The organism is Luteibacter sp. P1_D3 (assembly GCF_056406135.1).
Map to the genome: position 1 here is coordinate 76,454 of NZ_JBFUAT010000003.1, position 22,775 is coordinate 99,228.

The 22,775-nt window shown below is 65.3% G+C and carries 13 protein-coding genes; 4 read left to right on the forward strand and 9 right to left on the reverse strand.

The features are described 5' to 3' along the window. Nucleotides 1-4 precede the first annotated feature (4 nt). From ttcA to AC1DYM_RS03850, 4 genes are all read left to right on the forward strand, one after another. Nucleotides 5-877 carry a tRNA 2-thiocytidine(32) synthetase TtcA gene (ttcA, locus tag AC1DYM_RS03835; RefSeq protein ID WP_477336096.1) on the forward strand — a complete coding sequence of 291 codons (873 nt, stop codon included), beginning with the start codon at nt 5-7 and terminating at the stop codon, nt 875-877. Nucleotides 878-910: 33 nt separating this feature from the next. Continuing rightward, the gene (locus AC1DYM_RS03840) at nt 911-2,098 is read left to right on the forward strand and encodes an amino acid aminotransferase (protein ID WP_477336098.1); all 1,188 of its coding nucleotides are present in this window, start codon (nt 911-913) and stop codon (nt 2,096-2,098) included. A 75-nt stretch (nt 2,099-2,173) separates the two neighbouring features. Continuing rightward, a complete protein-coding gene (locus tag AC1DYM_RS03845) occupies nt 2,174-3,082 on the forward strand; it encodes a recombination-associated protein RdgC (protein ID WP_477336100.1) in 909 nt (302 codons plus the stop codon). Nucleotides 3,083-3,157: 75 nt separating this feature from the next. Next, nucleotides 3,158-3,925 carry a M48 family metallopeptidase gene (locus AC1DYM_RS03850; protein ID WP_046966515.1) on the forward strand — a complete coding sequence of 256 codons (768 nt, stop codon included), beginning with the start codon at nt 3,158-3,160 and terminating at the stop codon, nt 3,923-3,925. 36 nt (nt 3,926-3,961) lie between these two features. Here AC1DYM_RS03850 and AC1DYM_RS03855 read toward each other — a convergent pair whose 3' ends face one another. The 9 genes from AC1DYM_RS03855 to AC1DYM_RS03895 form a co-directional block, all read right to left on the reverse strand. Beyond that, complete coding sequence (locus AC1DYM_RS03855; protein WP_477336102.1) at nt 3,962-4,960, reverse strand: alpha/beta fold hydrolase; 999 nt, start codon at nt 4,958-4,960, stop codon at nt 3,962-3,964. A gap of 7 nt (nt 4,961-4,967) precedes the next feature. After that, nucleotides 4,968-6,818 carry a M1 family metallopeptidase gene (locus tag AC1DYM_RS03860; RefSeq protein ID WP_477336104.1) on the reverse strand — a complete coding sequence of 617 codons (1,851 nt, stop codon included), beginning with the start codon at nt 6,816-6,818 and terminating at the stop codon, nt 4,968-4,970. Between the two features lie 47 nt (nt 6,819-6,865). Further along, entirely contained in the window at nt 6,866-7,615 is a 750-nt protein-coding gene (gene ubiE, locus AC1DYM_RS03865) for a bifunctional demethylmenaquinone methyltransferase/2-methoxy-6-polyprenyl-1,4-benzoquinol methylase UbiE (RefSeq protein WP_046966556.1), read from the reverse strand. A 49-nt stretch (nt 7,616-7,664) separates the two neighbouring features. Continuing rightward, nucleotides 7,665-10,973 (reverse strand): dermonecrotic toxin domain-containing protein, encoded by a 3,309-nt coding sequence (locus tag AC1DYM_RS03870; protein ID WP_477336107.1) that lies wholly within the window; start codon nt 10,971-10,973, stop codon nt 7,665-7,667. 23 nt (nt 10,974-10,996) lie between these two features. Then, nucleotides 10,997-14,608, reverse strand: a complete 3,612-nt coding sequence (locus AC1DYM_RS03875) for a dermonecrotic toxin domain-containing protein (RefSeq protein WP_477336109.1) — start codon at nt 14,606-14,608, stop codon at nt 10,997-10,999. 33 nt (nt 14,609-14,641) lie between these two features. Further along, nucleotides 14,642-17,821 carry a dermonecrotic toxin domain-containing protein gene (locus AC1DYM_RS03880; protein WP_477336111.1) on the reverse strand — a complete coding sequence of 1,060 codons (3,180 nt, stop codon included), beginning with the start codon at nt 17,819-17,821 and terminating at the stop codon, nt 14,642-14,644. A gap of 111 nt (nt 17,822-17,932) precedes the next feature. Further along, on the reverse strand, nt 17,933-20,542 hold the full coding sequence (plsB, locus tag AC1DYM_RS03885) for a glycerol-3-phosphate 1-O-acyltransferase PlsB (RefSeq protein ID WP_477336113.1): 2,610 nt from the start codon (nt 20,540-20,542) through the stop codon (nt 17,933-17,935). 17 nt (nt 20,543-20,559) lie between these two features. Continuing rightward, nucleotides 20,560-21,540 carry a hypothetical protein gene (locus AC1DYM_RS03890; protein WP_477336115.1) on the reverse strand — a complete coding sequence of 327 codons (981 nt, stop codon included), beginning with the start codon at nt 21,538-21,540 and terminating at the stop codon, nt 20,560-20,562. A gap of 212 nt (nt 21,541-21,752) precedes the next feature. Beyond that, entirely contained in the window at nt 21,753-22,667 is a 915-nt protein-coding gene (locus AC1DYM_RS03895; RefSeq protein ID WP_477336117.1) for a 5'-nucleotidase, lipoprotein e(P4) family, read from the reverse strand. Nucleotides 22,668-22,775 lie beyond the last annotated feature (108 nt).

Here is a 22,775-nt window from a genome sequence, read left to right on the forward strand (position 1 = left end):
ACGCATGTCCGCCATCCCCGATGCCACCCGCAAGCAGAGCTACGAAGCCGGCAAGCTGGCCAAGCGCCTGCGCCGTCAGGTCGGCCAGGCGATCGCCGACTACGGCATGATCGAGGACGGCGACCGGATCATGGTCTGCCTCTCCGGCGGCAAGGACTCTTACACGATGCTGGACATGCTGCTTTCGCTCCAGGCGAAGGCACCGGTCCGTTTCGAGCTGATCGCGGTGAACCTCGACCAGAAACAGCCGGATTTCCCTGAGCACGTGCTGCCGGCATACCTGGCAGAGCGGAACATTCCGTTCCACATCATCGAGCAGGACACGTACAGCGTCGTCACCCGCGTCATCCCGCAGGGCAAGACGATGTGCAGCCTGTGCTCACGCATGCGCCGCGGTGCGCTCTACCAATGGGCGTCGGATAACGGGATCACCAAGATCGCGCTGGGCCATCATCGCGATGACATCCTCGGCACCTTCTTCCTCAACATGTTTTACCAGGGCAGCCTGAAGGCGATGCCGCCCAAGCTGCTCTCGGACGACGGCCGCCACGTGGTGATCCGCCCGCTCGCCTACTGCCGCGAGGACGACATCGCCGCCTACGCGGATGCGCGCGCCTTTCCAATCATCCCCTGCAATCTCTGCGGTTCGCAGGAGAACATGCAGCGCAAGGTGGTCAAGCGCATGCTCGAGGACTGGGAGAAATCCAACCCGGGCCGTAGCGAGACCATCTTCCGCGCGATGGGCAATATCGCACCGTCACAGCTCACCGATCGCAAGCTGTTCGACTTCGCGTCGCTGGGCGCACGCGAAGGCGCGGCGCGCGCTGACACCCATGCCTGGCTTGCCGGTGGCGACGCCAGCGACGACAACGACTGATCATTTAAAACTCCGCTTCAAGGCCTGCCGACCATGACCCTCTTCTCCGCTGTCGAACTCGCTCCGCGCGACCCGATCCTTGGCCTCAACGAAGCCTTCGGCGCCGATACGCGTCCGGACAAAGTCAATCTCGGCGTCGGCGTGTACTACGACGCCAACGGCCATGTACCGCTTTTGCGTGCCGTGCGCGAAGCCGAGAAAGCGCGTCTGGAAGCCCAGCTGCCGCGCGGTTACCTGCCCATCGATGGCATCGCACTCTACGACGCCGCGGTACAGAGGCTGCTTTTCGGCGCCGGCTCGCCGCTGCTTGCCGAGCGTCGCGTCGTCACCGCACAGGCCCTCGGCGGCACGGGCGCGCTGAAGATCGGCGCGGACTTCCTGCACCGCCTGAATCCCTCGGTGCCGGTCGCCATCAGCAACCCGAGCTGGGAGAACCATCGCGCGCTGTTCGAGGGTGCGGGCTTCCAGGTCGTGGAATACCCGTACTACGACGCCGCCACGCACGGTGTCGACGTCGAGGGCATGCTCGGGGGCCTGGCGAAGCTGCCGAAGGGCGCGATCGTCGTCCTTCACGCGTGCTGCCATAACCCGACGGGTGTCGACCTCGGCACCGACGACTGGAAGCGCGTGATCGAGAGCGTGCGCGAGCACGGTCTTGTTCCCTTCCTCGATATCGCCTACCAGGGCTTTGGTGATGGCATCGAGGCCGACGCGATCGCCGTACGCCTGTTCGCCGAAGCGCGCGTGCCGTTCTTCGTCGCCAGCTCGTTCTCGAAGTCGTTCTCGCTGTATGGCGAACGCGTCGGTGCCCTGTCGATCGTCACCGACTCGCACGACGAAGCCGTACGCGTGCAGTCGCAGCTCAAGCGCGTCATCCGCACGAATTACTCCAACCCGCCGACGCATGGCGCCGCCGTGGTCGCCGCCGTGCTCAATCACGACGACCTGCGCGCCACCTGGGAAGCCGAGCTGGGCGAGATGCGCGAGCGCATTCGCACGATGCGCCGTGGCCTGACGCAGCGCCTCGCCGCGCATGGCGACTTCGGCTTCATCGAAGCACAACGCGGCATGTTCTCCTATTCCGGCCTTTCGTCCGTCCAGGTGGATCGCCTGCGCACGGAGTTCGGCATCTACGCCGTGGGTACGGGACGCATCTGCGTGGCCGCACTCAACGACGGCAATCTCGACCGCGTCGCCGAGGCGATCGCCAAGGTCATCTAGCCGTCCATTGCCACCTTCGCCGGCGGACGCTTGTCGTTCGCCACGGCCCTCCATTCGCAAGAGATATCCCGATACATGTTTTTTCGAAACCTGACGCTGTTCCGCTTCTCCGCCCCTGTCGCCACCGATCTCGATCGCCTCGAAGAGGCGCTTCCCGAGCATCGCCTGCGCCCGGTCGGCCCGCTGGAAATGTCGACGCGCGGTTTCATTTCGCCGCTCGGCCGAAATGAGGAAGCGCTGGTCCACAACGTGGGCCGCAACACCATGGTCACGGTCGGCAGCGAGGATAAGCTCCTGCCGTCGGCCGTGGTGAACGACGAGATCGCCAATCGCGTGCAGAAGATCGTCGACGAAGAGGGCCGCAAGGTCAGCGGTCGCGAGCGCAAGCGCATGAAGGACGACGTCATGAACGAGCTGCTGCCGCGGGCTTTCGTCCGCACCTCGCGCATGTCCGGCTATGTCGACAAGAAGCACGGCTGGCTGGTGCTCGACACGTCCAGTCGCAAGTCGGCCGAGAACACCCTGAGCCAGGTTCGCGAGGCCCTGGGCAGCTTCCCGGCGGTGCCCCTGGCGCCGGAAGAGTCGCCGCGCATCCTCATGACCCATTGGGTGGCGACGGGCGAACTGCCGGCCGGCCTGGTCCTGGGCGACGAATGCGAACTGCGTGACCCGGCCACCGCCTCGGGCGCCATCGCTCGCTGCCGCCGCCAAGATCTCGACACCGATGAGATTCGTGAGCACCTGCGCACCGGAAAGCAGGTGTTCCAGTTGGGTTTGGTCTTCGACGACCGCATCTCGTTCGTACTCGGGGAAGACCTGATCCTGCGTAAAATGAAGTTCACGGATGTGGTGCTCGATGGACAGGCGGACAGCCCCGAGTCGGCCGCCGCGGAAGCGGATGCGAACTTCGCCCTGATGGCACTCGAGTACGAGCGCCTGCTGGGCAAGCTGGAAAAGTGGTTCAAGCTGCCGCGGCCGGAGTAACGCCGGAGCGGCCGCGTCGCAGGATTCGATATGGCTTGGTGGCAAGTTCGTCGGGATCGACCAGAGACTCGCGACATGGCATCTGAAGAAAGCGAATGGCTGGAACTGTCGACCCCGACGGGCGGCACCATTCGCGTGCTCAAATCGGCGCATCCGCGCGCTCGGCGGCTGCGCCTGACGGTGACGCCGAAAGGTGCTCGCCTCACCTATCCCAACGGCACGCATACGGCCCAGATGGCCGCTTTTCTTCGTCATCATGCCGACTGGCTGGAACAGAAGCTCGGCGAGTTCCATCTGGACGCTACGCCACTACCCGCCCTCAAGGTCGGCGTGCCGACCTCGTTCCCCTTTCGTGGTGAAGAGGTCGCGCTGGATTGGGCGGAAGGCGCCTATCCGCGTGTCGACCAGCATGCGGGAGGCCTCACGCTGGTGATTCCGAAACCGCATACGCGCGCACTGATGGTGGCGCGCGGTTTGCTCGCGACGACCTTCGAAGCGCAGATTCGCCGCGACGTCTCACGCTGGCTGCCGGCGTACATCCCCGTGATCAACGCCGCGCCGACCGCGCTCAAGGTGCGTCCGCTGAAAAGCCTCTGGGGCAGCCTGGATACGCGCGATCGCATCAATCTCGATCTGGCGCTGGCGCTGGCACCGCCGGCCGCCCTGCGCTACGTGCTTGTCCATGAGCTGTGCCACCTGAAGGTGCGCAACCACTCGCCGCGTTTCTGGCATTGGGTCGAGACCGTGTTCCCCGACTACAAGGAACAGCGTGCGTGGCTACGCACGCACGGCAGCGGATTGAAGATGCAGCTGGACAGGCTGGTAGCCGACGTCGCCGACTGAGGCGACCGCACGGGCCACCTCAGCCGCGACGAAGCGTCAGTGTGCCAGCGCGAAACCGGTGATGATTTTCGCCGTCTCTTCCGGCTTCTCCAGCATCGGCATGTGATTGCAGCCATTCATGATGGTGGCGCCGATCGAGGGTGAGCTCTTCAGGCCGTTGCGCAGCGTATCCAGTGCGGACACATCGATGATCTTGTCCTCGCGGCACCAGAGGCCGAGTACGGGCATTGGCAGCTTGCCGATCACCGGGTCCAGCGCGTAGGCCTGCGCGGGCTCTTTCAGTTGCTCGAACGTGTGCGCGATGAAGTCGTGGTCCTGCTGATTGCGTGCCAGCAGGGCGTCTTCGAGTCGACCCGGGATGTTCGGCTTGACCAGGAAGATACGGCCAAGCAGGGCTTCCAGGTCGGCGCGGTCCTTGAGCAGGAACGGATCCTTGCCGGCCTTCACGTCACGAACGAAGTCGTTCTCCTTGAAGGTCAGGCCGAGCGAGCTCGACAGCACGAGGCTCGCCACGCGCTCGGGATGCTGATCGGCGTAGACGCCGGCGATCGCGCCGCCCATCGAGTGCCCGACGAGCAGGAAGTGTTGGGCACCGATAGCCGAGGCGAATGCTTCCAGGCGAGCTGCCTGTGCCGGGATGCCGTAGTCGCCACCTTCATTGCGCGACGACTCGCCCCAGCCCGGGAGGTCGGGCGCGATCACGCGAAAGTGGTCGGTCAGGCCCTTGGCCATGGTCAGCCAGGTTTCCTTGTTGGCCGCGAAACCATGCAGCAGGACGATCGTCGGACCACTGCCGCCTTCGTAATACGACCAGGTCGTGTCGCCGGCGACGATCGACTTCTTCTCCATGTGTGCGGACATGGCCAGGCGCGCCGCATCGGCCTTGAGCAGGAGCGACGGGGCGATCAGGTAGACGCCGCCCGCGCCGACGCCGAGCACCAGGGCGACGACGACGAGGAACTTGAGACGGCGAAGCAGCAACCGCTGCCAGAGCGGACGGCTGTCGGTGGAACCGGGAGTCGGAATCTTGGCCATGCTGCGCTTACTTCTTCTTCGACTTGCCGGCGAGGATGGCTTCGACGGCCTGTTGGGTCATCGGGTGATAGCCGCCTTTCGCTTTGGCGTAGGTTTCTTTAGCAAAGGCCAGGCCTTCCGGCGTGCGCGCAAACGCGCGGTACACCGGCGTGGTCAGGTACAGGCGACCGATACGGGTCATGTGTTCGGCAGCGGCGGTCCAGACGTCCTTGTCGCCGGCGGCGATGGCGTGCGCGTACCAGCGCATGCCGATCTCGGCGTTCGGCGTGCCGGTGAGGTGCCAGGCCGCATCGAGTTCCTTGACCTTCGGCAGCGGCATGACATCCGGCATGCGGTCGAGGAAATACATCCACTCCTGCGTATTCCACGTCTTCGCATCGAGCTTGTCCGCCGACAGCTTGCCGGCGAGGAAGTCGGTGCGCTCCTTGTCGATGCCGTCGAAGCGTGCGGACGTGGGCAGCGGTGCGTCCTTCGGGATGCCCGGCTGCCAGATCCACGCGCGTGCCTCGGCCTCACTCATCTTGCCCGGGTACTTATCGAGCAGGTTGGTCTTGAGGTAAGCGAACATCGTGTCGGTATCGATGCTCTGGAAAGCGAAGTGCGCGAAATAGCCCTTCAGGTAGGCATCGAAGGTCTCGCGGCCGAAGCGCTGTTCCAGCGTGCGCAAGAACCACGAGCCCTTGTCGTAGGCGACGGCGGACAGCGAGTCGTCGGCGCCGACGCCGCGCGCGTCCGGCGTGAGCTTCTGTGAATTGACCGGCATGTCACCGATCGTCTTCTGCAGCTCGCGAGCGGACAGAAGGGCTTCCTCATCGGCGAGCGTCTTGCCGAACACGGCCTCGGTGATGCGGCCCTGGACGTAGGTGGTGAAACCTTCGTTCAACCAGATGTCGCGCCACGCGGCGCTGGTCACCAGGTTGCCCGACCACGAGTGCGCAAGCTCGTGCGACACCAGCGAAACCAGGCTCTTGTCGCCCACCAGCACGGTCGGCGTGGCGAAGGTCATGTTTGGATTTTCCATACCGCCGAACGGGAACGACGGGGGCAGCACGAGGATGTCGTAGCGACCCCAGGCGTAGGGGCCGTAGAGTTTCTCGGTGGTGGCGATCAGCTTTTCGGTGTCTTCGAATTCGTGCGCGGCCTTGCCGACGACACTGGGCTCGGCATAGACGGCGCTACGCGGCCCGGTTTCCTTCACGGCGATATCGCCGGCGGAAATCGCCAGCAGGTACGACGGAATCGGATGCGGCTGGTCGAAGGTGAAGTCCCCGTTGAGCGGGTGCTTCGCATCGTTGATCGCGCTCATCACCACGCGTACATCCTTCGGCGCGGCGACGTGCGCGTCGTAGGTGAAACGGATGGCAGGCGAGTCCTGCAGCGGCACCCACGAGCGCGCATGGATCGACTCGGACTGCGAGAACATGAAGGGCTGCTTCTTGTCGGCCGTCTGATCCGGCGTGAGCCACTGCAGGCCGGAGGCCTCGGGCACCGTCGCATACGCAATGCGCACGCTGGCCGGATGGGCCGGCGCTTCGATGGTCAGCTTCGAGCCGAGTTCCTTGTCGCGTGGAGCGAGTGCGAACTTCAGCGGCGTGGCCTTGCCCGAACCGTCCACGGCGTCGACGCTGGCGATCTTCAGGTCGCGCGTGTCGAGGACGAGATCCTTCGCCTTGGCGTCCTTCCAGTCGAGCTTCAGCGTGGCGTTGCCGGCCAGCTCGCGCTTGCCGAAGTCCAGTTTCAGGTCGAGGTCGAGGTGGGTGACCTTGACGACGGCAGGCTGGGCGTAGGAATGGGGGTCGGCGGCGAAGGCCACGACGGGGAACGCCATGGTGAGGGCAAGGACGGGGAGCAGACGCATCGAGGGGATCATCCGATGGAAGGAGAGCCCCAAGTATGCCACCCCTGTCAGAGCTTGTAGGCCCGGTGGATCGCGACGATCCCGCTGGTCAGGTTGCGGACTTCCACATGGCCGAAGCCGGCGTTGAGCATCATGCCCTTCAGGGTGTCCTGGTCCGGATGCTTGCGAATGGACTCGGCCAGGTACTGATAGCTGTCGGCGTCACCGGCAAAGAGCTTGCCCAGGCGCGGCAGGATCTTGAACGAATGCACGTCGTAGAGTTTCGACAGGAGCGGGCTCTGCACCTTGGAGAACTCCAGCACCAGGGCACGGCCACCGGGCTTGAGGATGCGGTGCATGTCGGCCAGTGCCTTGTCCTTGTCGGTGACGTTGCGCAGGCCGAAGGCAATCGTGACGGCGTCGAAGCTGTTGTCCGGGAACGGCAGCATCTCCGCGTTCATCTGCGCCCAGCGCAAGCCGGCAACGAGGCCGCGATCGGTGAGGCGGTCGCGCCCGACGCCGAGCATGGCGGCGTTGATGTCGCCGACCACCACCTCGCCTTCCTCGCCGACGACCGGTTTGAGCAGGGCGGCGATATCGCCCGTGCCACCGGCGAGATCGAGCACGCGGTCGCCACGACGAACGCCGCTGACGGCGACGAAGTGGCGCTTCCACAGTCGATGGACGCCGAACGACATGAGGTCGTTCATCAGGTCGTAGTTACGCGCCACGGAGGTGAACACCTGGCCGACAAGTTTCTGCTTGTCGGCCAGGGGAACGTCGCGGAAGCCGAAATGGGTGGTTTTCTGGGAATCCATGCTGTGCATGGTACTCCGGTTAGCTCCTCCCCGGCAGCCGCGACGCCGCTCAGGGACTGGCCGGCGGCAGCGTGTTCTCGACCTGGAACTGGCCCATGCCCAAGGCGAGCCGGCTTCCACTTCCCGGGCGCGCGAAGAACACATTCCCCGGTCCGGCGACCGGCGTGAGCAGCTCGGCGAGCGGGCGATCGCCCCCCAGCCAGTAACGGTTCCGCCATATGCCCGACATCGGCTCATACAGGCTGGCCGGGTCGATGCGCACAGAGAAAGTCGTTGCCCGCGTGAGATCCGGCGCACCCATGGCCCGTCGGATGTCACTAATCGGTGCCGTGGGTGGCACGGTGGTCACGCGGACACCGTAGTTGCCGTCGCCGACGTAACGCACTGAGAGCTCGGCCATTTCCTTGCTATATCCGAGGTTGCCACGGTGGCGGACCAGATCGCTCTCCTTGAACGGCAATTTTCCGTAGTACCAGAGATCAGCCGGGGCCTGTGCTCGCAGTACCGGATGGAGGCCACCGACGGCGTCGGGAGTGTGAGTCAGGCGGAGAGCTACTTCAGATGTGCCTGCCCGCGGGAGCGCCCTGCGCCGCGCTATTTGCGCCCGCGCACGTTCCATGGCGCCGGTCCAGCGCATACGCTGTGCTTCGGAGATCGTGGGGGGCATGTAACCCTCCACCCTGCCGGCATAAGGCGTTCGTTCGAACCGCATTCGCGCGGCGACGAAGTCACGTTCGAAGGCGTCGGGGAAGGCCATTTCAACCTGTGCCTGGAGTTCGTCGTACAGGTCTGGCAATCGTCCCGTACCATCGGGCTGGACACGCCCGCTACCGCCGCGCAATCCCACACGGTGATAAGACCAGGTTCCCGTCGCCGTCCGCTGGATCGCGGGCCCGCGGAAAGCAGTGCCCATCTCGGGCCGCGTGAGCCGCCAGCTGGCGATATCGTTGTCGTGGACGACCCGGTAAAGCGCGTCGTGATGTTCGATGTAAGTCTTGCCGCCAATCGTGTAGATGCCTTCCCGGTTGGCCTGGCCGATTTTGCGGAGGTTTCTTGCCATGAAGCGTGGTTCGAAAACCACCGTCGGTTGTACCGCGGGGCTTGCTTCGACGAGACGCATGCCCGCGCGAAAGCGCGCGCCAGCGATCACGTGCGCCGCCGAGGCCGAGCTCAGGGCATACACCGGAAGAGCAGTGGAAAGCGAGGCATTGTAGAAATCGGCGAAGTCGACGACCGCCTCGGGGTAATCGCCGGCTTTGACGTTGTCGTAAAGGCGCCATGAGGCCTGGGCAGCTCTCGAAGGCGCGGTAATGACGCCTTTGAGTACGTCCGTGACGATCTGGTTGATCAGGGTCCCGGGTCGTTGGCCGCGCAACCATGCCCAGTCAGCTTGCTCGGCGCTGCGCGCGAATACCTGCATGTTGCGCAGCCCCGACTGCACGTCCAGCTCATAGCCGGCGATGAGGAAATCGCTCTCCACCTCGCGTTCCTCGAAGCGCGCCGCGGTCCGCGTATAGCCCGAGGTCGTGCTCGCGCCGAGCACCCAATGGGCCAGGTGGTCGCCGGCAAATTCCCGGGAATGTCCGTTGGGGAGCACGCGCGCGTAGTCGGCAGGCAGCCGATCCAGAAGATACTCGCGGAAGGCGGGATGGTAGAAGAAACGGCGCCCGGCTTCGGCCTTGTCGTCGAACTCGCGAAAGGTGATGCCGTCCGGTGCATCCGGCGTGTAAAGAACGATGCTTTGCACGCTCTCGACATGGCGTGCTCCGAACATGAGGATGTCGCGCAGCGGCGTGTCAAGGTAGGTCACCTGGCGCACCACGATCTCATGGCCTTCGACGCGTGCACGGCCTTCGGGAGACGGATGGGCGAGCGCTGCCTCGACCCAGCGATATCCGCGCTCGGCATGGTCGGGACGGAACGAACGAGGGTTGTCGTCCAGATAGTAGGACAGCCGTGCCTCGGTGGCGAGAAGTCGCATGTGCGCTTGCTGTAGCTCGGTTGAGTGGATGCGACGCAGGGCAGCATCATCGCCGGATCGATACGTGTTCTCCACGTAGCCTCGATAGCGTGTCGGAAGATCGAGGTCTCGTATCAGGCTACGGATTCGGGCATCGTCCAGCACGATGACGGGACTGCCGTCGCTCGCGCTGGCACTGAGGCGGACCTGGTCGAAGGCCGCGATGTTCTGGTAAGCGAGATCGACCAACCTGACCTGCACGGAAGCGGGGCCCTCGAACAGGGACTGTAACGACGCCAGGCGTGCGGCAGCGTCGGTGCTTCTGTCCATGCGGACCAGGATGTCGGCCGGATCCTCGGTGATACCTAGCGCGCGCAGGCGCCCGGCGAGCGTTTGTGACGCATAGGCCCGCAGGTCTGTCGCCGGCTGCAGTCCGGCCGCGGCTTCGCGCTCCGCAATCGATCGCAGGGTTTCCTGATAGCTTCCGTTCGCCTCGCGCCAGTCCGTGGCGACGCCCATGGGAACGCGTTCGAGCCGTTGTTCGTTCAGCGCGGTGAGGAGGGCGGCATGACGGGAGGCAAGCATGGCCTCGACGTCGAACGTGCGCTCCAGGCGCAGGGCATCGAATACCGTGTCCGCAAGAACCCTTGCCCGCACCGATGCATCGTCCTCCAGTGTGTACTCGAACCAGGCCTGGCGAAGCTTGTCCTTCTGCATGCGTATCGTTCGGTCGACGAGTGTCGTAAAGGGATCACCGGTTATCCCCCGGGAACTCACGAACGGATCAGGGCCGATGCTGCCCAGATGCTGGCGGGCGATACCGGCGATACCGGCGAGTTCGGCCGTGTGGACGAGTGCCAGGCGCGCGCGTCGTTCCAGTTCGGCGTAAGCGTCGACGAGGCGAGGAAAGGATTCCCAGCCGCGATCCGGGGAGAACACCAGGGTGCGGCCGCCATCGTGCTCGTGTGGCAACAGCAGGACGCCGGCGTAAGCGGTGTCGTTGAACATCAGTTCGTGAACCGTTACGCCGGGGGGAAGTGACGGGGCCCCGGTGGATGTTATCGAGCGAATCGACGCCAGTTCGATCGCGTCGAGACGACCATCCTGATGGGCAAGCACGGCAAGAGCACGGGCAGCGTCGGCGAAGTGACCGGCCAGTGCGTGACGTCGCGCTTCGCGCCCGTCGGTGCTGGCGGTCGGGCCGTTCCAATAGGCCTCCAGGGCGATCAGGTAACTCGCCTGGGTGTCCGGATCCGCCTCGTGCGGGAAGGGCGGGATCGCTGCCTGTTCGTTGGCCAGCCAGGCCTGGAATCCGACAGCGCGATGGAATGCCTCCAGGCTTTCCTGGAAGCGGCTCTGTGTCTGGACGGGGGGTGACGGTGGCGGACTCATGTCCATGGGGATCTCCTTGTTGTGGAAGGTCAGCGACGGATCGGCGGAAGCGGCGCCGGACTGGCACCACGGCGTCCGGTGTCGATGAGGTACCGGGACGGCAGGCGAAGTGGCACGAGGCTATGCAGGACGTATTGGTACTCGCCGCTGGGCAGGACGCGCCGACGCATGTCGAAATCGAGGTCTCCATGGCGGCCCAGCGGCGTGTTTTCCCACGTCCTTGCTTCACGGATGCGTGCTGTGTCGATCTGTAGCGCGTAGCCGAGTGGGTCGCGCTGGCCGGCTTGATGGACGGGAGACGTACCAAGAACCTCGGACAGCCGCTGTGTCGGCATTTCAGGTGGAAGGGCCGACAACGAGTAGGTATAAGTGCGAACGCCTGCGACGTCGTCGAGCCACCCTGTCGTGCCCTCCAATGTGACGCCCTGACGCGCCGGGCCGGGCAACCATTCGGCCGCGAACGGACGCTCGCTGAAGTACCACATGCGTTCCGGCCACTGTTCCGGTGGAACGATCTCCATCATGGGCAGGTTCTCGACGGGCGCCGCGGCGACCGACCCGACCGGCGAACGCTGCGGCGAGCGCGAGGCAGCTCGCGCCACCGTGAGCGCTTCATCCCAGCGTGCCTGCTGGCTGGCGGACAGCGTCGGCAGCGCGGGCGTCACATCGCCCGTGGTGGAGGATATGTCTGGAGACTGGATATCCCCCATGGGGCCGGGTGAGGCTGGTCGCGAAGGAACACGACGGCCGCCCTGATGTGACCAGCCGCCGACATCGAGCACCTCGGCGCGCTCGGCGTGCAACGGAAATCGCGTATCCAGCTCATGCAGGAAAACACGGCGCTGGTGCGCGCTGAGCTCCGCGAGGTCAGGATGGATACGGGTGTCGTGAATCAACGCGCTGCGGCGCCGGACGATGAATTTCAGGTGGCTTCCATCGGTCCTGAGAAAGGCAGTTGCAGACGGGTTGTCGCCCAATACGGCATCGATCTCGGCACGATACGGTGCGACCAGGGCGGCGGCGCCGTTCCGCGGAGGTGCGGCTCCCGCCGCGGGCGGCGCGTCGGGTGCCGCGGGTGGCGCGTCGCCCAGGACGGCGCGATTCATCCGCTCGCAGAGGCGGCGCATGCCGCCGCACAGTCCGACGCCGTGAGCATGGATCCAGCGGCCCTCCTGTCGTTCAATCATCGGTCCGGTGAAGCGCGTATCCGTCGCACCGCGGGCGGGAGCAAGGCGCCAGTGCTGGTATTCGTTGTCGTATCGCACGGAGAAGAACGTGCCATCCTGCTCGACGAACGATTCCCCGCGATGCCGGAAGATACCTTCGTCATCGGGTTTGCCCGCCTTCTTGAGGCGCGGCGCTGCGTAGCGCTCTTCGAAGCGTACGCGCACCGGTGTCAGTCTCACCGGTGCATTCGCTACACCCCATGCAGCGCCGCGCGAGCGAATGATCGCGCCCGCGATGTGACGTCCACCGACAAGGGGCGGCACGGCGAGGTTGAGTGCGTTTACGTAACCGTCGGCGAGCGCGATGACGGCTTCGCCAGTGTTACCCGCTTTCACGTGATCGTAGAAGCGCCACGATGCCTGCATCATGCGCGAGAGGCTGGCGGGCGCTTCCGCTACGATCGTGGACAGCAGATGTACGGGCTTGTTGCTGAACGTGCTCTGCGAAAGAGCCAGCAGCGCGTCGCCGTCTGCATGCGCCGTGGAACGGGCCAGGAATCTTGCATTTCGCCGGGACTTCTCAACTGTCGCATCATAATCGGCGGCGAGAAAATCGCCGACGATGGCACGTTCCCCGAAAGGTTCGGCCATGAGCGTATACGCCGCGCTCCTGCTACCGCCGAACACCCAGTGGGCTAATGGATCCCCTGCGAAGCGGCGGGTCTGTCCGTTCGGCGACACGGCGGCGAACTCGGTCGGGAGGCGATCCAGCAGGTATTCGCGAAACGCGGGGTGATAGAGGAACGTCCTTGCCGCCTCCTGTCGGCTTTCGAATTCGCGGAAGGTGAGGCCGTCCGGTGCGCCCGGGGTGTACATGACGACACGGGAGGCGCTGGCCGGCGAGGCGGCCGCGAACAGGACGATGCCGTCGAGGGCGACCTTCTGGTAGGTGAGTTGGGAGGCCACGATCTCATGGCCGGACACGCGGCGTCGCGCAGTCGGCGCGTCGAGCGCCGCCTCGACCCAGCGGAATCCGCGTTCCTCACGATCGTCGATGAACGATCGCGGCAGGCCGGGCAGGAAGTAGGAGAGTCTCGCCTCTGCGGCTTCCATGCGCATATGCGCTGCCTGCACGCTGATCGTCAGCTTGCGTACCAGCGTGCCCACCGGGCCCTGGCGTAAACGCTGTTCGAGATGCGTCTGGTAGCGGTTGGCCAGATCGAGTTCCCGGACCATGTCGCGAATGGCGCCCTGGCCCAGTCGTGCCCGCATCGACTGGCCCTGATCGTCAACGGCCCGCAGGGTTTCGATGGAGAGCCGGCCGATGTTCTGGGCGGCGAAATCGACCAGCGTCATCTGCCGCGTCTCCGACGGGCCGGGCAGGGGGTCGATCGACTCGAGAGCTTTCGGCAGCGCGCCGAGTCGGCTGATCTCGATCGTGATCGTTTCCGGGGATTCGTCGATGCCCAGGGCCGCCAGGCGGGTCGAGATCTCCCGCGATGCGAAGGCGCGCAGGCTCAAGGGCGCTTGAATTCCTGTTCCCATGCGCACCAGTGCCGCGGCAGCGAGTGCTTCGTTGTAGGCATCGCGTGCCTGGTACCAGCCGTCGCGCACAGGGGCCGGTACGGTCGCGAGACGCATGGCCACGGAGGATTCGAGCAGCCGGGCTTCGCGTAGCCGTTCGATGGCGTCGACATCCAGCATGGCGGTCGGTGACAGCTCATCGCGGATGCGATCGGCCAGATCCGTCGCGGCATGCGGGGTGTCGCTGTCGAGTTCATGGTCGTCGGCGGCGGCCGCGATACGGGCCTGCTGAACCTCGATCATGCGATGGGCCAGCGTATCGAAGATGAGGCCGCTGATCTGACGGGAACCGACGGTGTTGCGAGTTTTCGCTTCCGCAAAAGCATCGACGTCCATGCCGACGCCATCGACGACAGCCACCGATTCGAGCAATCGGCGGCGCGTGGTCTCGAGCAGGCGATCGAGCGAGTCGAAGGCCTCCCAGCCACCCCGTGCGGTAAACAGCAGGGCGAGGTTGGGCGATCCGTCATCAAGCACGATCAGGGATCCCGCATGCGATACATCGCCCAGCATGAGTTCGCGTACGTGGATGCCGGCGGGAAGCGGGGCATCGCTTGACGTGGTGATGCGCGTTGCCAGCAACGCGGCGTCGTCCGTCAATGTACCGTCGAGTCTGCGCAGCGTGGCGGCCTCTCGCATGATCCTGGCGAGGTGGTTGCCCAGCAGGGTACGACGCGTTTCGCCCCCCGTTAAGGCGGGTGTCGCCCAGAAATCGGAAAGGGCATCGAGCAGTTGTCGGGCGCCGGCGGCGTCGGGTTGGCTCAGGACGGGTTGCCCATCGTAGAGCCTGGCAAGGCCTTCGCGTGCGCCGACGAGCCGTTGCAACGCATCGATGGCGTCCTGATTTTCGGCCTGTACGAGGCCGTGCGGGGCGGTCGGTGGAGCGTCCATGGGTGATGTCCTTTTCGTTGGAATGAGGTGTTGCTAAGGCGCCGTGCGTGCCCGACCACTTGCCGTGAAATCGTCGGGATCCAGTCCGAGGACGCCGGTCGAAGACCGCTCGGACGGCTGGAGGATGTAACGGGGTTGTGGACCGCGCCGGTCTTCGACGATCCGGAAGGCGGGTGAGCCCGAACCATCCGGGCGACCCCGATACCGATCCAGTCGGAGTTGGATCCAGGTTTGCCCGGCGGTGTGCGGAGGCCGCGTACTCAGGGGTATGCCGATCAGACCCGAGCCAGGCAGTGCCTCGAGGGGAAGCAGCAGGGGCCCGTGATCGGGGACGGTTACGCCGACGCCCCGCGGGTAGTGCCAGAGCTGGCGCGGCCATTGATCGGGCGGCAGGATGCGCCAGGGGGCGGCGGGTGCGGGTTGCGTTCCGACAGGTATCGGCTCCCGTGGCGTCGAGCGTGCCGTGCGGAGGGCATCGCCCCAGGCCGTTCGCTGGCGAAGAGTGACGAATCGCGGACGCGCCTGCGTCGTCGCTTCCCAGTAGATGAGGCTGGCTTCGCCGCCGCTGCGCAGACGCCGGATGAACGATTGCTGGAACGTCCACTGCTGAAATGAGCTAAGGCCGAGAAGGTCCTCACCGCTGACAGCGCGTGACCTTGGCTGCGTAAACAGCGTGGCGTCCACGCCTCCACCCGGCAATCCCACGTCGGTGCGCAGGCGCCAGCCGCCTGAGGGTGACGGCTGCACGGCGGGCCCCGGAAAGGCGGCGTCCAGTGCCTCGGGCCGTACGAGGCGCCAGATGCCGGACGAGCGATCGCGTCGAAGTTCGAAGACGCGTTCGTGCTGGCGAATAAAGTGGCGGCCATCCCGTCGGTGCACTCCCAAGGCGTCTGGCCGTGTTCCATGCAGGTCGACGTGACGCGCGGCATAACGCGGGTCCAACTGCCGTCGTGCATCCGGCATGCGGAAACCCGCTGCCGCGAGACCTGACGCGGAAACGCCGCTGCGTATCGACAACATGCGTCGTGCGGCCCGCGGTGCCCCGGCATGCCAGCCGATGACGCCGAGCGCAGCGGTATAGGCCTCCGTGAAATCGACGAAGGCTGCTGCGCTGTTGCCAGCCTTGACGCTGTCGTAGAACCGCCATGTCGCTCGCAGCGCCTGATCGACCGCGCCCAGCAAGTCTTCGACCAGCGATTCCGGACCACGGAGGCCGCCCAGCAGGCTCCCGAGAAGGGTGATGGCCGCCTCGGTGTCGGCCTGGAGGGTCGTACGCCCTATCCAGGCGACGTCGCGTATCTGACGCACGATCTCGGCATCGAACAAGGCCGTCCTGATATCGCCGTCGACAATGCGTTCCTCGAATGCCTCCTCCGTCACGGTGCCGCGCCCCGCGCCAGGGGCCGCCAATACCCAGTTTGCCTGTCGTGTGCCATCGGTGACGCGGAAGCGCCGCCCGCTGCCATTGGCCAGTGGCTCGCCAAACTCGGCGGGCAGGCGCGCGAGCAGGTATGCCTCGAAGGCGGGTGCGTAGAGAAAATCCCGGGTCAAGGTGGGTCGGTCACTGAACTCGCGGAACGCACGTCCGTCGGGAGCGCCCGGCGTGTAAAGCACGACGCGCGGCGAGCTTCGGACGTCGCGGACGCCGATGAGCAGGACGTCACTGACCACGGCGCCGCGGTAGACCAGCTGGCGCACGGCGATCCGGTGGCCGTCGACGGCCCTCCGGGTCGCCGCGGCAGGGCTGTTCAGGACGGTCTCGACCATGCGGTATCCACGCTCGCCGCGATCGTCCAGAAACGCCGCGGCCTGCTCGGGAAAATACGGTGCCATGCGTGCGGCGACGGCTTCGGCGCGCATCCGCGCCTGCTGGATCTGCATCGTCGCGCCGCGGAAATCCCGACCCTGCGGATCGCTGACCCGTTCGCGAAGATAGGAGGCGAAGCGCGAGGCAAGATCGAGTTCCCGGGCCAGCTGACGCAAGGTATGAACGCCAGGCACAGGTGCGCCCGGAGGCAGGCCGCTGGTAACAACGCGGATGCTTCGCCCGTCGTACCGGCTCGTGTTGTGCAACGCGAACTCGGCAAGACTCATCGGCACCGCAGGCGAGGGTCTTGCGCCCATGAGCGGCAAGCTGAGCCCCTCGTCGTCGCGAACCGCCAGATAAATATCGTCTGGGTCCAGCGTGATGCCACGCCGGGGGAGTGCCGTCAGGAGTTCCTTCCGGCACCAGCGTGCCAGTGTCAGCGGTGCGTCGTCGGCGTCGTGCCGCGTCAACGACGCGGTGAGCAGCAACGCCGAGTGATAACCCTTGGCCGCTTCGCGCCAGTCGTACGCGATGTCCGTTGGCACCCGGGCGAGTCGTTGTTCGTCGGCTGACGTGGTGAGGTGGTTCTCGCGCGATACAAGCAGTGCTGCGATATCGAGTGTGTCGTGGAGATCGAGGGCGGCGCGCAGACGGTCGTGGAACCAGGCGGATGGTTCAGCCTCGCCGGTCGCCGGCCATGTGTCCTCGACTTTCTCCCGCTGCAGCGAGACGACTCTCCGTGCCATCGCACCGAAGACGTCTCCTTGCAGGGGAAGCGAATCGACAAAGTGTTCGTTGGCGACGACGCGCTCGATGTCGTCGACGCGTACGCCCGGCAGTTCACGCCGGCGTGCCAGTCGCTGCCTCCACGCAGCTTCGGTTTGCGCATGCAGGCTGGGAAGGTCGGTGAACACATCCCACCCGCGATCGGGCAAGAAACGCAGGACAATCGTGGGATCATCGCGCTCGTGCACGACAATGGCGCCCGCGTAGTCGGTCTCGCCGACGCGCAGGGATCGGGCGATCAGTCCCTGGGGCACCCCTCCGCCCGGAGTACGTGCGAAACGCTCGGCCAGGTGGGCGGCGGCGATGTCCAGCGTCCCGTCGAGACGACGCACGATGGCGTCGTCCCGCAAGACCGACGCCATCCGCATCGCCAGCGCATCGATGCGCGAGACGGGCCATTGACCCGGGGAGTCGACCAGCGGTTGTTGCCAGAACGCGTCAAGGGACGTGAGCCACGCATCACGGCTGTCGGCGGTGACGTGCGAGGGCAGGTCGGGCATGCCCTCCTGCTGAACGGTCAGCCAGGTCTGCACGCCGACGAGGCGACGGAGACCGTCGATGACTTCCTGTTGCGTGCTGCTCACGGCGGCAGGCGGCGCCTGCGGCGGCGTCACGTCCATGTTGCATCCCTTGCGTGGAACTCCAGCGCAAAGGGTAAGCCGTCGTCAGGGAGACATCTGTCTCCGATGACGACGCCGACGCGTCATCCTGACGACAGCTGGGGTGTCAGCTCAAAGCGGATGTTTATGCCGTGTTTCTTCATTGGCGACGTGGCGATCATGGAGCGACTCGGCCGAGGTTTCACCCGGATCGTCCGGTGGACGCGCGTCCAGATCGCGTTCGTTCTCGCCGCCGGGCGTGATCTTTAGGATCGAGTGGCGGACTTCCCGCGCGAGGATGACGCGCGCGTCGCGGACCATGTCTTCCAGTGCGTCGCTGAAATCGAGCTTGCCGGCCTCGTCGGTCCAGACGACCTTCACTTCGCGCAGCTTCTGGATGAAGCCGCGGAACAACGCCTTGTCGAAGAACTCCGGCGCCGATAGCTCGTTGAGCAGGCCCAGGCGCTGTGCCGTGAGCGTGCACGCGGTTTCCAGCTCACCCGAGCTCATCGTGTGCGGGCCGTTCTTCACCAGCGCGGCGATGGCGATGTAATAGCGCTCGAAGGCCTGCAGCATGCTGCGCGCGATCACGCGAAGCTGGTACGCGCCATCGTCCTGACCCGGTCCGCGTTCGAGCACACGGCCTTCGCTACTGGCTTCGAGGATGCCGCGGCGGACGAAGAATTCGATCGTTTCCTGGACTTCGTTGGCAAATCCGTCCTGGTCCCAGGGCAGGAACAGTTCGCCCTGAATGAAGGGATAGATCAGCTTGCCCAGACGCAGCACGGACGAGCGTGACATGCGTCGGTTGTTGAGGAAGCACGCGGCCACCCACGCCGCCGCTGCATTGAGGTGCAGGACGTTGTTGCGGAAGTATGAAAGGAGGACGGCCTGTTCGCCTTCGGTGACGAGCACGTCGCCGAGCGGATGACGCACGCGACGGATCCAGCCCATCTGTTCACCGTAGGCGACGATGCCCTGCGGATTCATCGGGGTAATCGTTACGCGGTCGGAGTATGGCAGTTCCTGGAACAACGACTTGGTCAGCTCGAGCTGGGCCAGCAGGTCGTTCTCGGCCATCGCATGCTTGGGTGTGGCCAGCAGCGCCAACGCCAGCAAGTTGATGGGATTGACGTCCGCCGCGCGGTTGATGTTGACCTGGATACGCTCGGCGAGATCGTCGACGAGGTGACTCATCCATTCCGGCTTGGCATCGTGCTCGGCCGTCGTCACGCGCCAGTCGGGCGCGACGGCGTCCAGCATGGGCGTGAGCAGGATGGGTTCGCCGAAGTTGAGCGTGACATGGCCATAGCGCTGGCGCAGCACCTTCAGTCCGCGAATCAGGCCAAGCAGGGATTCCTTTTCCTTCGGCTTGCCGGAAAGCTCACCCGCGTACGACTTGCCCTCCATCAGCTTCTCGTAGCCGATGTACACGGGCTGGAACAGGACCGGGCGGCGCGGTGCGCGCAGGAAGGCGCGCAAGGTCATCGCCAGCATGCCGGCGCGCGGCGCGAGAAGGCGGCCGGTCCGTGAACGTCCCCCTTCGATGAAGTATTCCAGCGGCACGCCGCGATCGACAAGCTGGGCGAGGTATTCGTTGAAGACCACCGAATACATCGCGTTGCCCTTGAAGCTGCGGCGCAGGAAGAACGCGCCGCCGCGACGGAGAATCGGTCCGACGCCGGGCAGGTTGAGGTTCACGCCGGCGGCAATGTGCGGCGGCACGACGCCCGAGTAATGCAGCTGGTAAGACAGCAGCAGGTAGTCGGTATGGCTGCGATGGCAGGGCACGTACACTACTTCATGGCCCGGCGCCGCGGCGCGCGCCTTGTCGAAGTGGTGCATGGCGATGCCGTCGTAAAGCTTGTTCCAGAAGTTGGAGAGCAGGAACGAGGTCGAACGAACCACCGGATGCGAATAGTCCGCCGCAATCTCGAGCGCGAAATCGCGCGCGCGGCGCTGCGCCTTGGCCAGCGTGATGTTTTCCTTGCTCGCTGTCGCGGCGATCGCGTCGCGTACCGGCTCGGTGTTGAGTACCGCATCGACCACGGTGCGGCGGTGCGACAGGTCGGGGCCGATGACGGCCGCACGGATGCGCCGGAAGTGCGTGCGCAGCACGCGGGCGATCTTGCGGGTGAGCCGTTCGGGCGACAGCCCGTTCGAATCGGCCAGCACGCTGCGCAGCGATACCGGTGTCGAGAAGTGCACGACGGTGTCGCGACCATTGAGCAGCAAGGCGAGCATGCGGCGGAAGCGGCCGACCACCAGCCAGTTCTCGGCGAACAGCACGCTGAACCAGCCGCTCTCGCGGTTCGGTGCGCGGCCCACGTAAATGGAAACGGGAACGACCTGGATATCGCGCTGGGGATCATCCTCCAGCGCGCGGATGAGCTGGCCGATCGGTTCCTTCGGTCCGCGCGCATCGGTTCGCCCAAACAGCCACCCATGGCGACGGCTCAGCGAGAACACGGAACGACGGCGGCGACCGGGCAATTCCAGCAGCTGCATCGGACTGGGCAGGCCTGCCTCGCGGCAGGCGCGTTCGAGAATCAGCGCATCGGAGGCGCCATCGCGTTCGATCGCATAGCACACGGCGACCCCGCTCTTGAGCAGGGTCGTGGGTTCGGCGGGGTCGCGCTTGATCCGTACCCAGGGTTCGAGAAGCCGACCCAGCAGCTTGAACCACCAGGGTGAACGGGCGACATGGACGTGCGGATCCGCACTCATCGGAATTTCGGGCATCGTCGGATTGTACGGCTTCAGCGGGGCCGGGCGGCCGCCACCGGTGCGCCGTCGTTACGGGGCGGCGGTGGGGCGGTACCGGACGGGGCTGGCGCGCTGCCCGCATGAGCGGGCTGCGCGGGCGGATTGAGCTGCAGGTGTTGGGCGCGCACGCTCTGCAGCAGATCACTGTCGTACCAGCGACCGTCGAGCAGCACCAGGGTGGCGTCGGTCTGAATGGGCTTGTCCAGCAAGGTGTAGGTGATCTTGACGTGCGCCGAGCCACCGCTGTTCTCGATGGTGTCGATGCTGATCGATTCGAAGCTCTTGTCGATCGATAGCCCGTAAACCGCAAGCAGGCGTTTAAAGCCCAGCCATGCGGTGGACCAGGTAGCCATGGACTGCTCGAAGTTCATCGCGTGCAGCGCGTCGGGCGTGGACAGGTTGGCCTTGCGTGCCGTGTCGACGAGGATGCCGATGGCTTCCTTTGCCTTGGCCTGATCACCCCAAGCCACGGTCTGCGTCCACGGCGCGACCACGTTTGCCGCTTCGCGCAGCTGTCGCTTCTGCGATGCCGTGAGGTCCTTGGCCTGGTCGATCGCCGTGAGTGCCATGGACTGGCCGACACCGGACAGCAGCGGCATCTGGTCCTTGTAGTCGTGGTCGAAGTGAACCAGGGTCGGGCGCAGGTCGGCGAAGAGCTTCCTCTCCGCATCGGGCTCGGTCAGGCGTTTTACGCCGGCCTCGAACTTGGCGCGGTCGTCGGCATCGAGGGGTTCGCTGGGTGCGTTGCGCTTGACCCAATCGGCACGCAGCGCGGCGAAATCCGCAGGCGGCAGGGCGTGTCGCCAGAACATGTCGAACTTGCCGTCCCGGACCAGGTCCAGCGAATCGCGCACGGCGTCTTCGGGCGAGCCGCCGCCGGGCGTGCCGGGCGCGTCTTTCGGCTTGTGGTTGCAAGCGGATAGCAGGACGACTGCCAGCAGGAGGATCCAGGCCAGGTGCGATAGGCGGCGCATGGGGGCTTCGACGTCTTCGGGAGGCGGGGACGGGGAGCGTACAAGAAAAAACCCCGGAGGCTCATCGCTTCACGGGGTTATCCAGCCCGAGGCCGGTAAGGGAAATGGCCTTGCCCGCATAGCTTTTGGCGCGACGGGTTTCGGCGAGGCCATAATAGTTAAATAACATTGCTAAAGCAATGCCTTAACTTTCACCTCGTAACTATATGATTTTATTGAGTGCGAAGTGCGTCGATCTTCTTCTGGCGACGCTCGTTGCGCGGCAGGCTGAAGTCGTTGTCGAACAGCGCCGGCTCCCAGCTGCCGTAGGTGGGGTTCGGCAGGACGAACCAGCGCTCGCCGATCCACGCCGTATACGGCGCCATCGCGCGGGTGCGGCCTTCGGCGTTGTTGCCCAGGATGTTGGCGAAATCGCCGATCTGGTCGCCGAACTGCATGAGGACACGGTAGTTCTTCGCCACCAACTGCCGGCGGCAGCCCTTTTCACTGCCCGCCTGCTCGCATCCTTCGACGAAGGTCCCGAGGCCAAGGAAGGATTCCTTGCCTGCCACGGGGAAACCCGCCGAGCGGAGGTTGGCCAGCGTGGCGTCATCCAGATCCTTGGCACGGTTGGAAATGTAGATCACGGCGATGCCGTGATCCGCGGCGAACGTTGTGAAGGCGAGTGCCCCTGGCAGCGGGCGCGCGATGGCCTCCTTGCACCACGCTGCCCAGTCGGCTTCGTTGAATTCGCTGCCGGCGCGGATCAGGCGTGCCTGGTAAGGCGAGTTGTCGAGCACGGTTTCGTCGATATCCAGGATGACCGCCGGCTTCAGGCCCTTCAGCGACGGATGGGCGGCGCGGTCGTCCTTGGGCAGGGCATCCCATGCGGCATCCTGCTTCGCCTTGAGAAGTTTCTCCTGTGCATCGCGGAAGGTCTGCAGGTAGATGAAGTCGTGCTCGCTGGCGTTCTGCGACCAGGCCACTGCGTTGAGGTTGTCATCGGCAGCGGGGCCGGCGACTGCGGAAGCCGCGACCGGCGCGGGCGCGGCGACGGCAGGTGCCGTGGCGGTCTTCGCGTGGGGCGTGGCGGCACAGCCGGTGAGCACCAGGGCCGCGGCAAGCGCGGCCGGAACGAACTTCATCATGGAAACCCCTTATGGCACAGGCAACGTCGCCTGTGGGCCGGCGATTGTCCGGTGAGTTTACGACAGCGTGACGACGGGACGCACGCCTCTGGCGCATAGCCCCCACGT

Bases quoted from the DNA above. Each gene is read 5' to 3' on its own strand.
- ttcA (WP_477336096.1), top strand. From the start codon at position 5: ATGTCCGCCATCCCCGATGCCACCCGCAAGCAGAGCTACGAAGCCGGC.
- AC1DYM_RS03840 (WP_477336098.1), top strand. From the start codon at position 911: ATGACCCTCTTCTCCGCTGTCGAACTCGCTCCGCGCGACCCGATCCTT.
- AC1DYM_RS03845 (WP_477336100.1), top strand. From the start codon at position 2,174: ATGTTTTTTCGAAACCTGACGCTGTTCCGCTTCTCCGCCCCTGTCGCC.
- AC1DYM_RS03850 (WP_046966515.1), top strand. From the start codon at position 3,158: ATGGCATCTGAAGAAAGCGAATGGCTGGAACTGTCGACCCCGACGGGC.
- AC1DYM_RS03855 (WP_477336102.1), bottom strand. From the start codon at position 4,960: ATGGCCAAGATTCCGACTCCCGGTTCCACCGACAGCCGTCCGCTCTGG.
- AC1DYM_RS03860 (WP_477336104.1), bottom strand. From the start codon at position 6,818: ATGCGTCTGCTCCCCGTCCTTGCCCTCACCATGGCGTTCCCCGTCGTG.
- ubiE (WP_046966556.1), bottom strand. From the start codon at position 7,615: ATGGATTCCCAGAAAACCACCCATTTCGGCTTCCGCGACGTTCCCCTG.
- AC1DYM_RS03870 (WP_477336107.1), bottom strand. From the start codon at position 10,973: ATGGACATGAGTCCGCCACCGTCACCCCCCGTCCAGACACAGAGCCGC.
- AC1DYM_RS03875 (WP_477336109.1), bottom strand. From the start codon at position 14,608: ATGGACGCTCCACCGACCGCCCCGCACGGCCTCGTACAGGCCGAAAAT.
- AC1DYM_RS03880 (WP_477336111.1), bottom strand. From the start codon at position 17,821: ATGGACGTGACGCCGCCGCAGGCGCCGCCTGCCGCCGTGAGCAGCACG.
- plsB (WP_477336113.1), bottom strand. From the start codon at position 20,542: ATGCCCGAAATTCCGATGAGTGCGGATCCGCACGTCCATGTCGCCCGT.
- AC1DYM_RS03890 (WP_477336115.1), bottom strand. From the start codon at position 21,540: ATGCGCCGCCTATCGCACCTGGCCTGGATCCTCCTGCTGGCAGTCGTC.
- AC1DYM_RS03895 (WP_477336117.1), bottom strand. From the start codon at position 22,667: ATGATGAAGTTCGTTCCGGCCGCGCTTGCCGCGGCCCTGGTGCTCACC.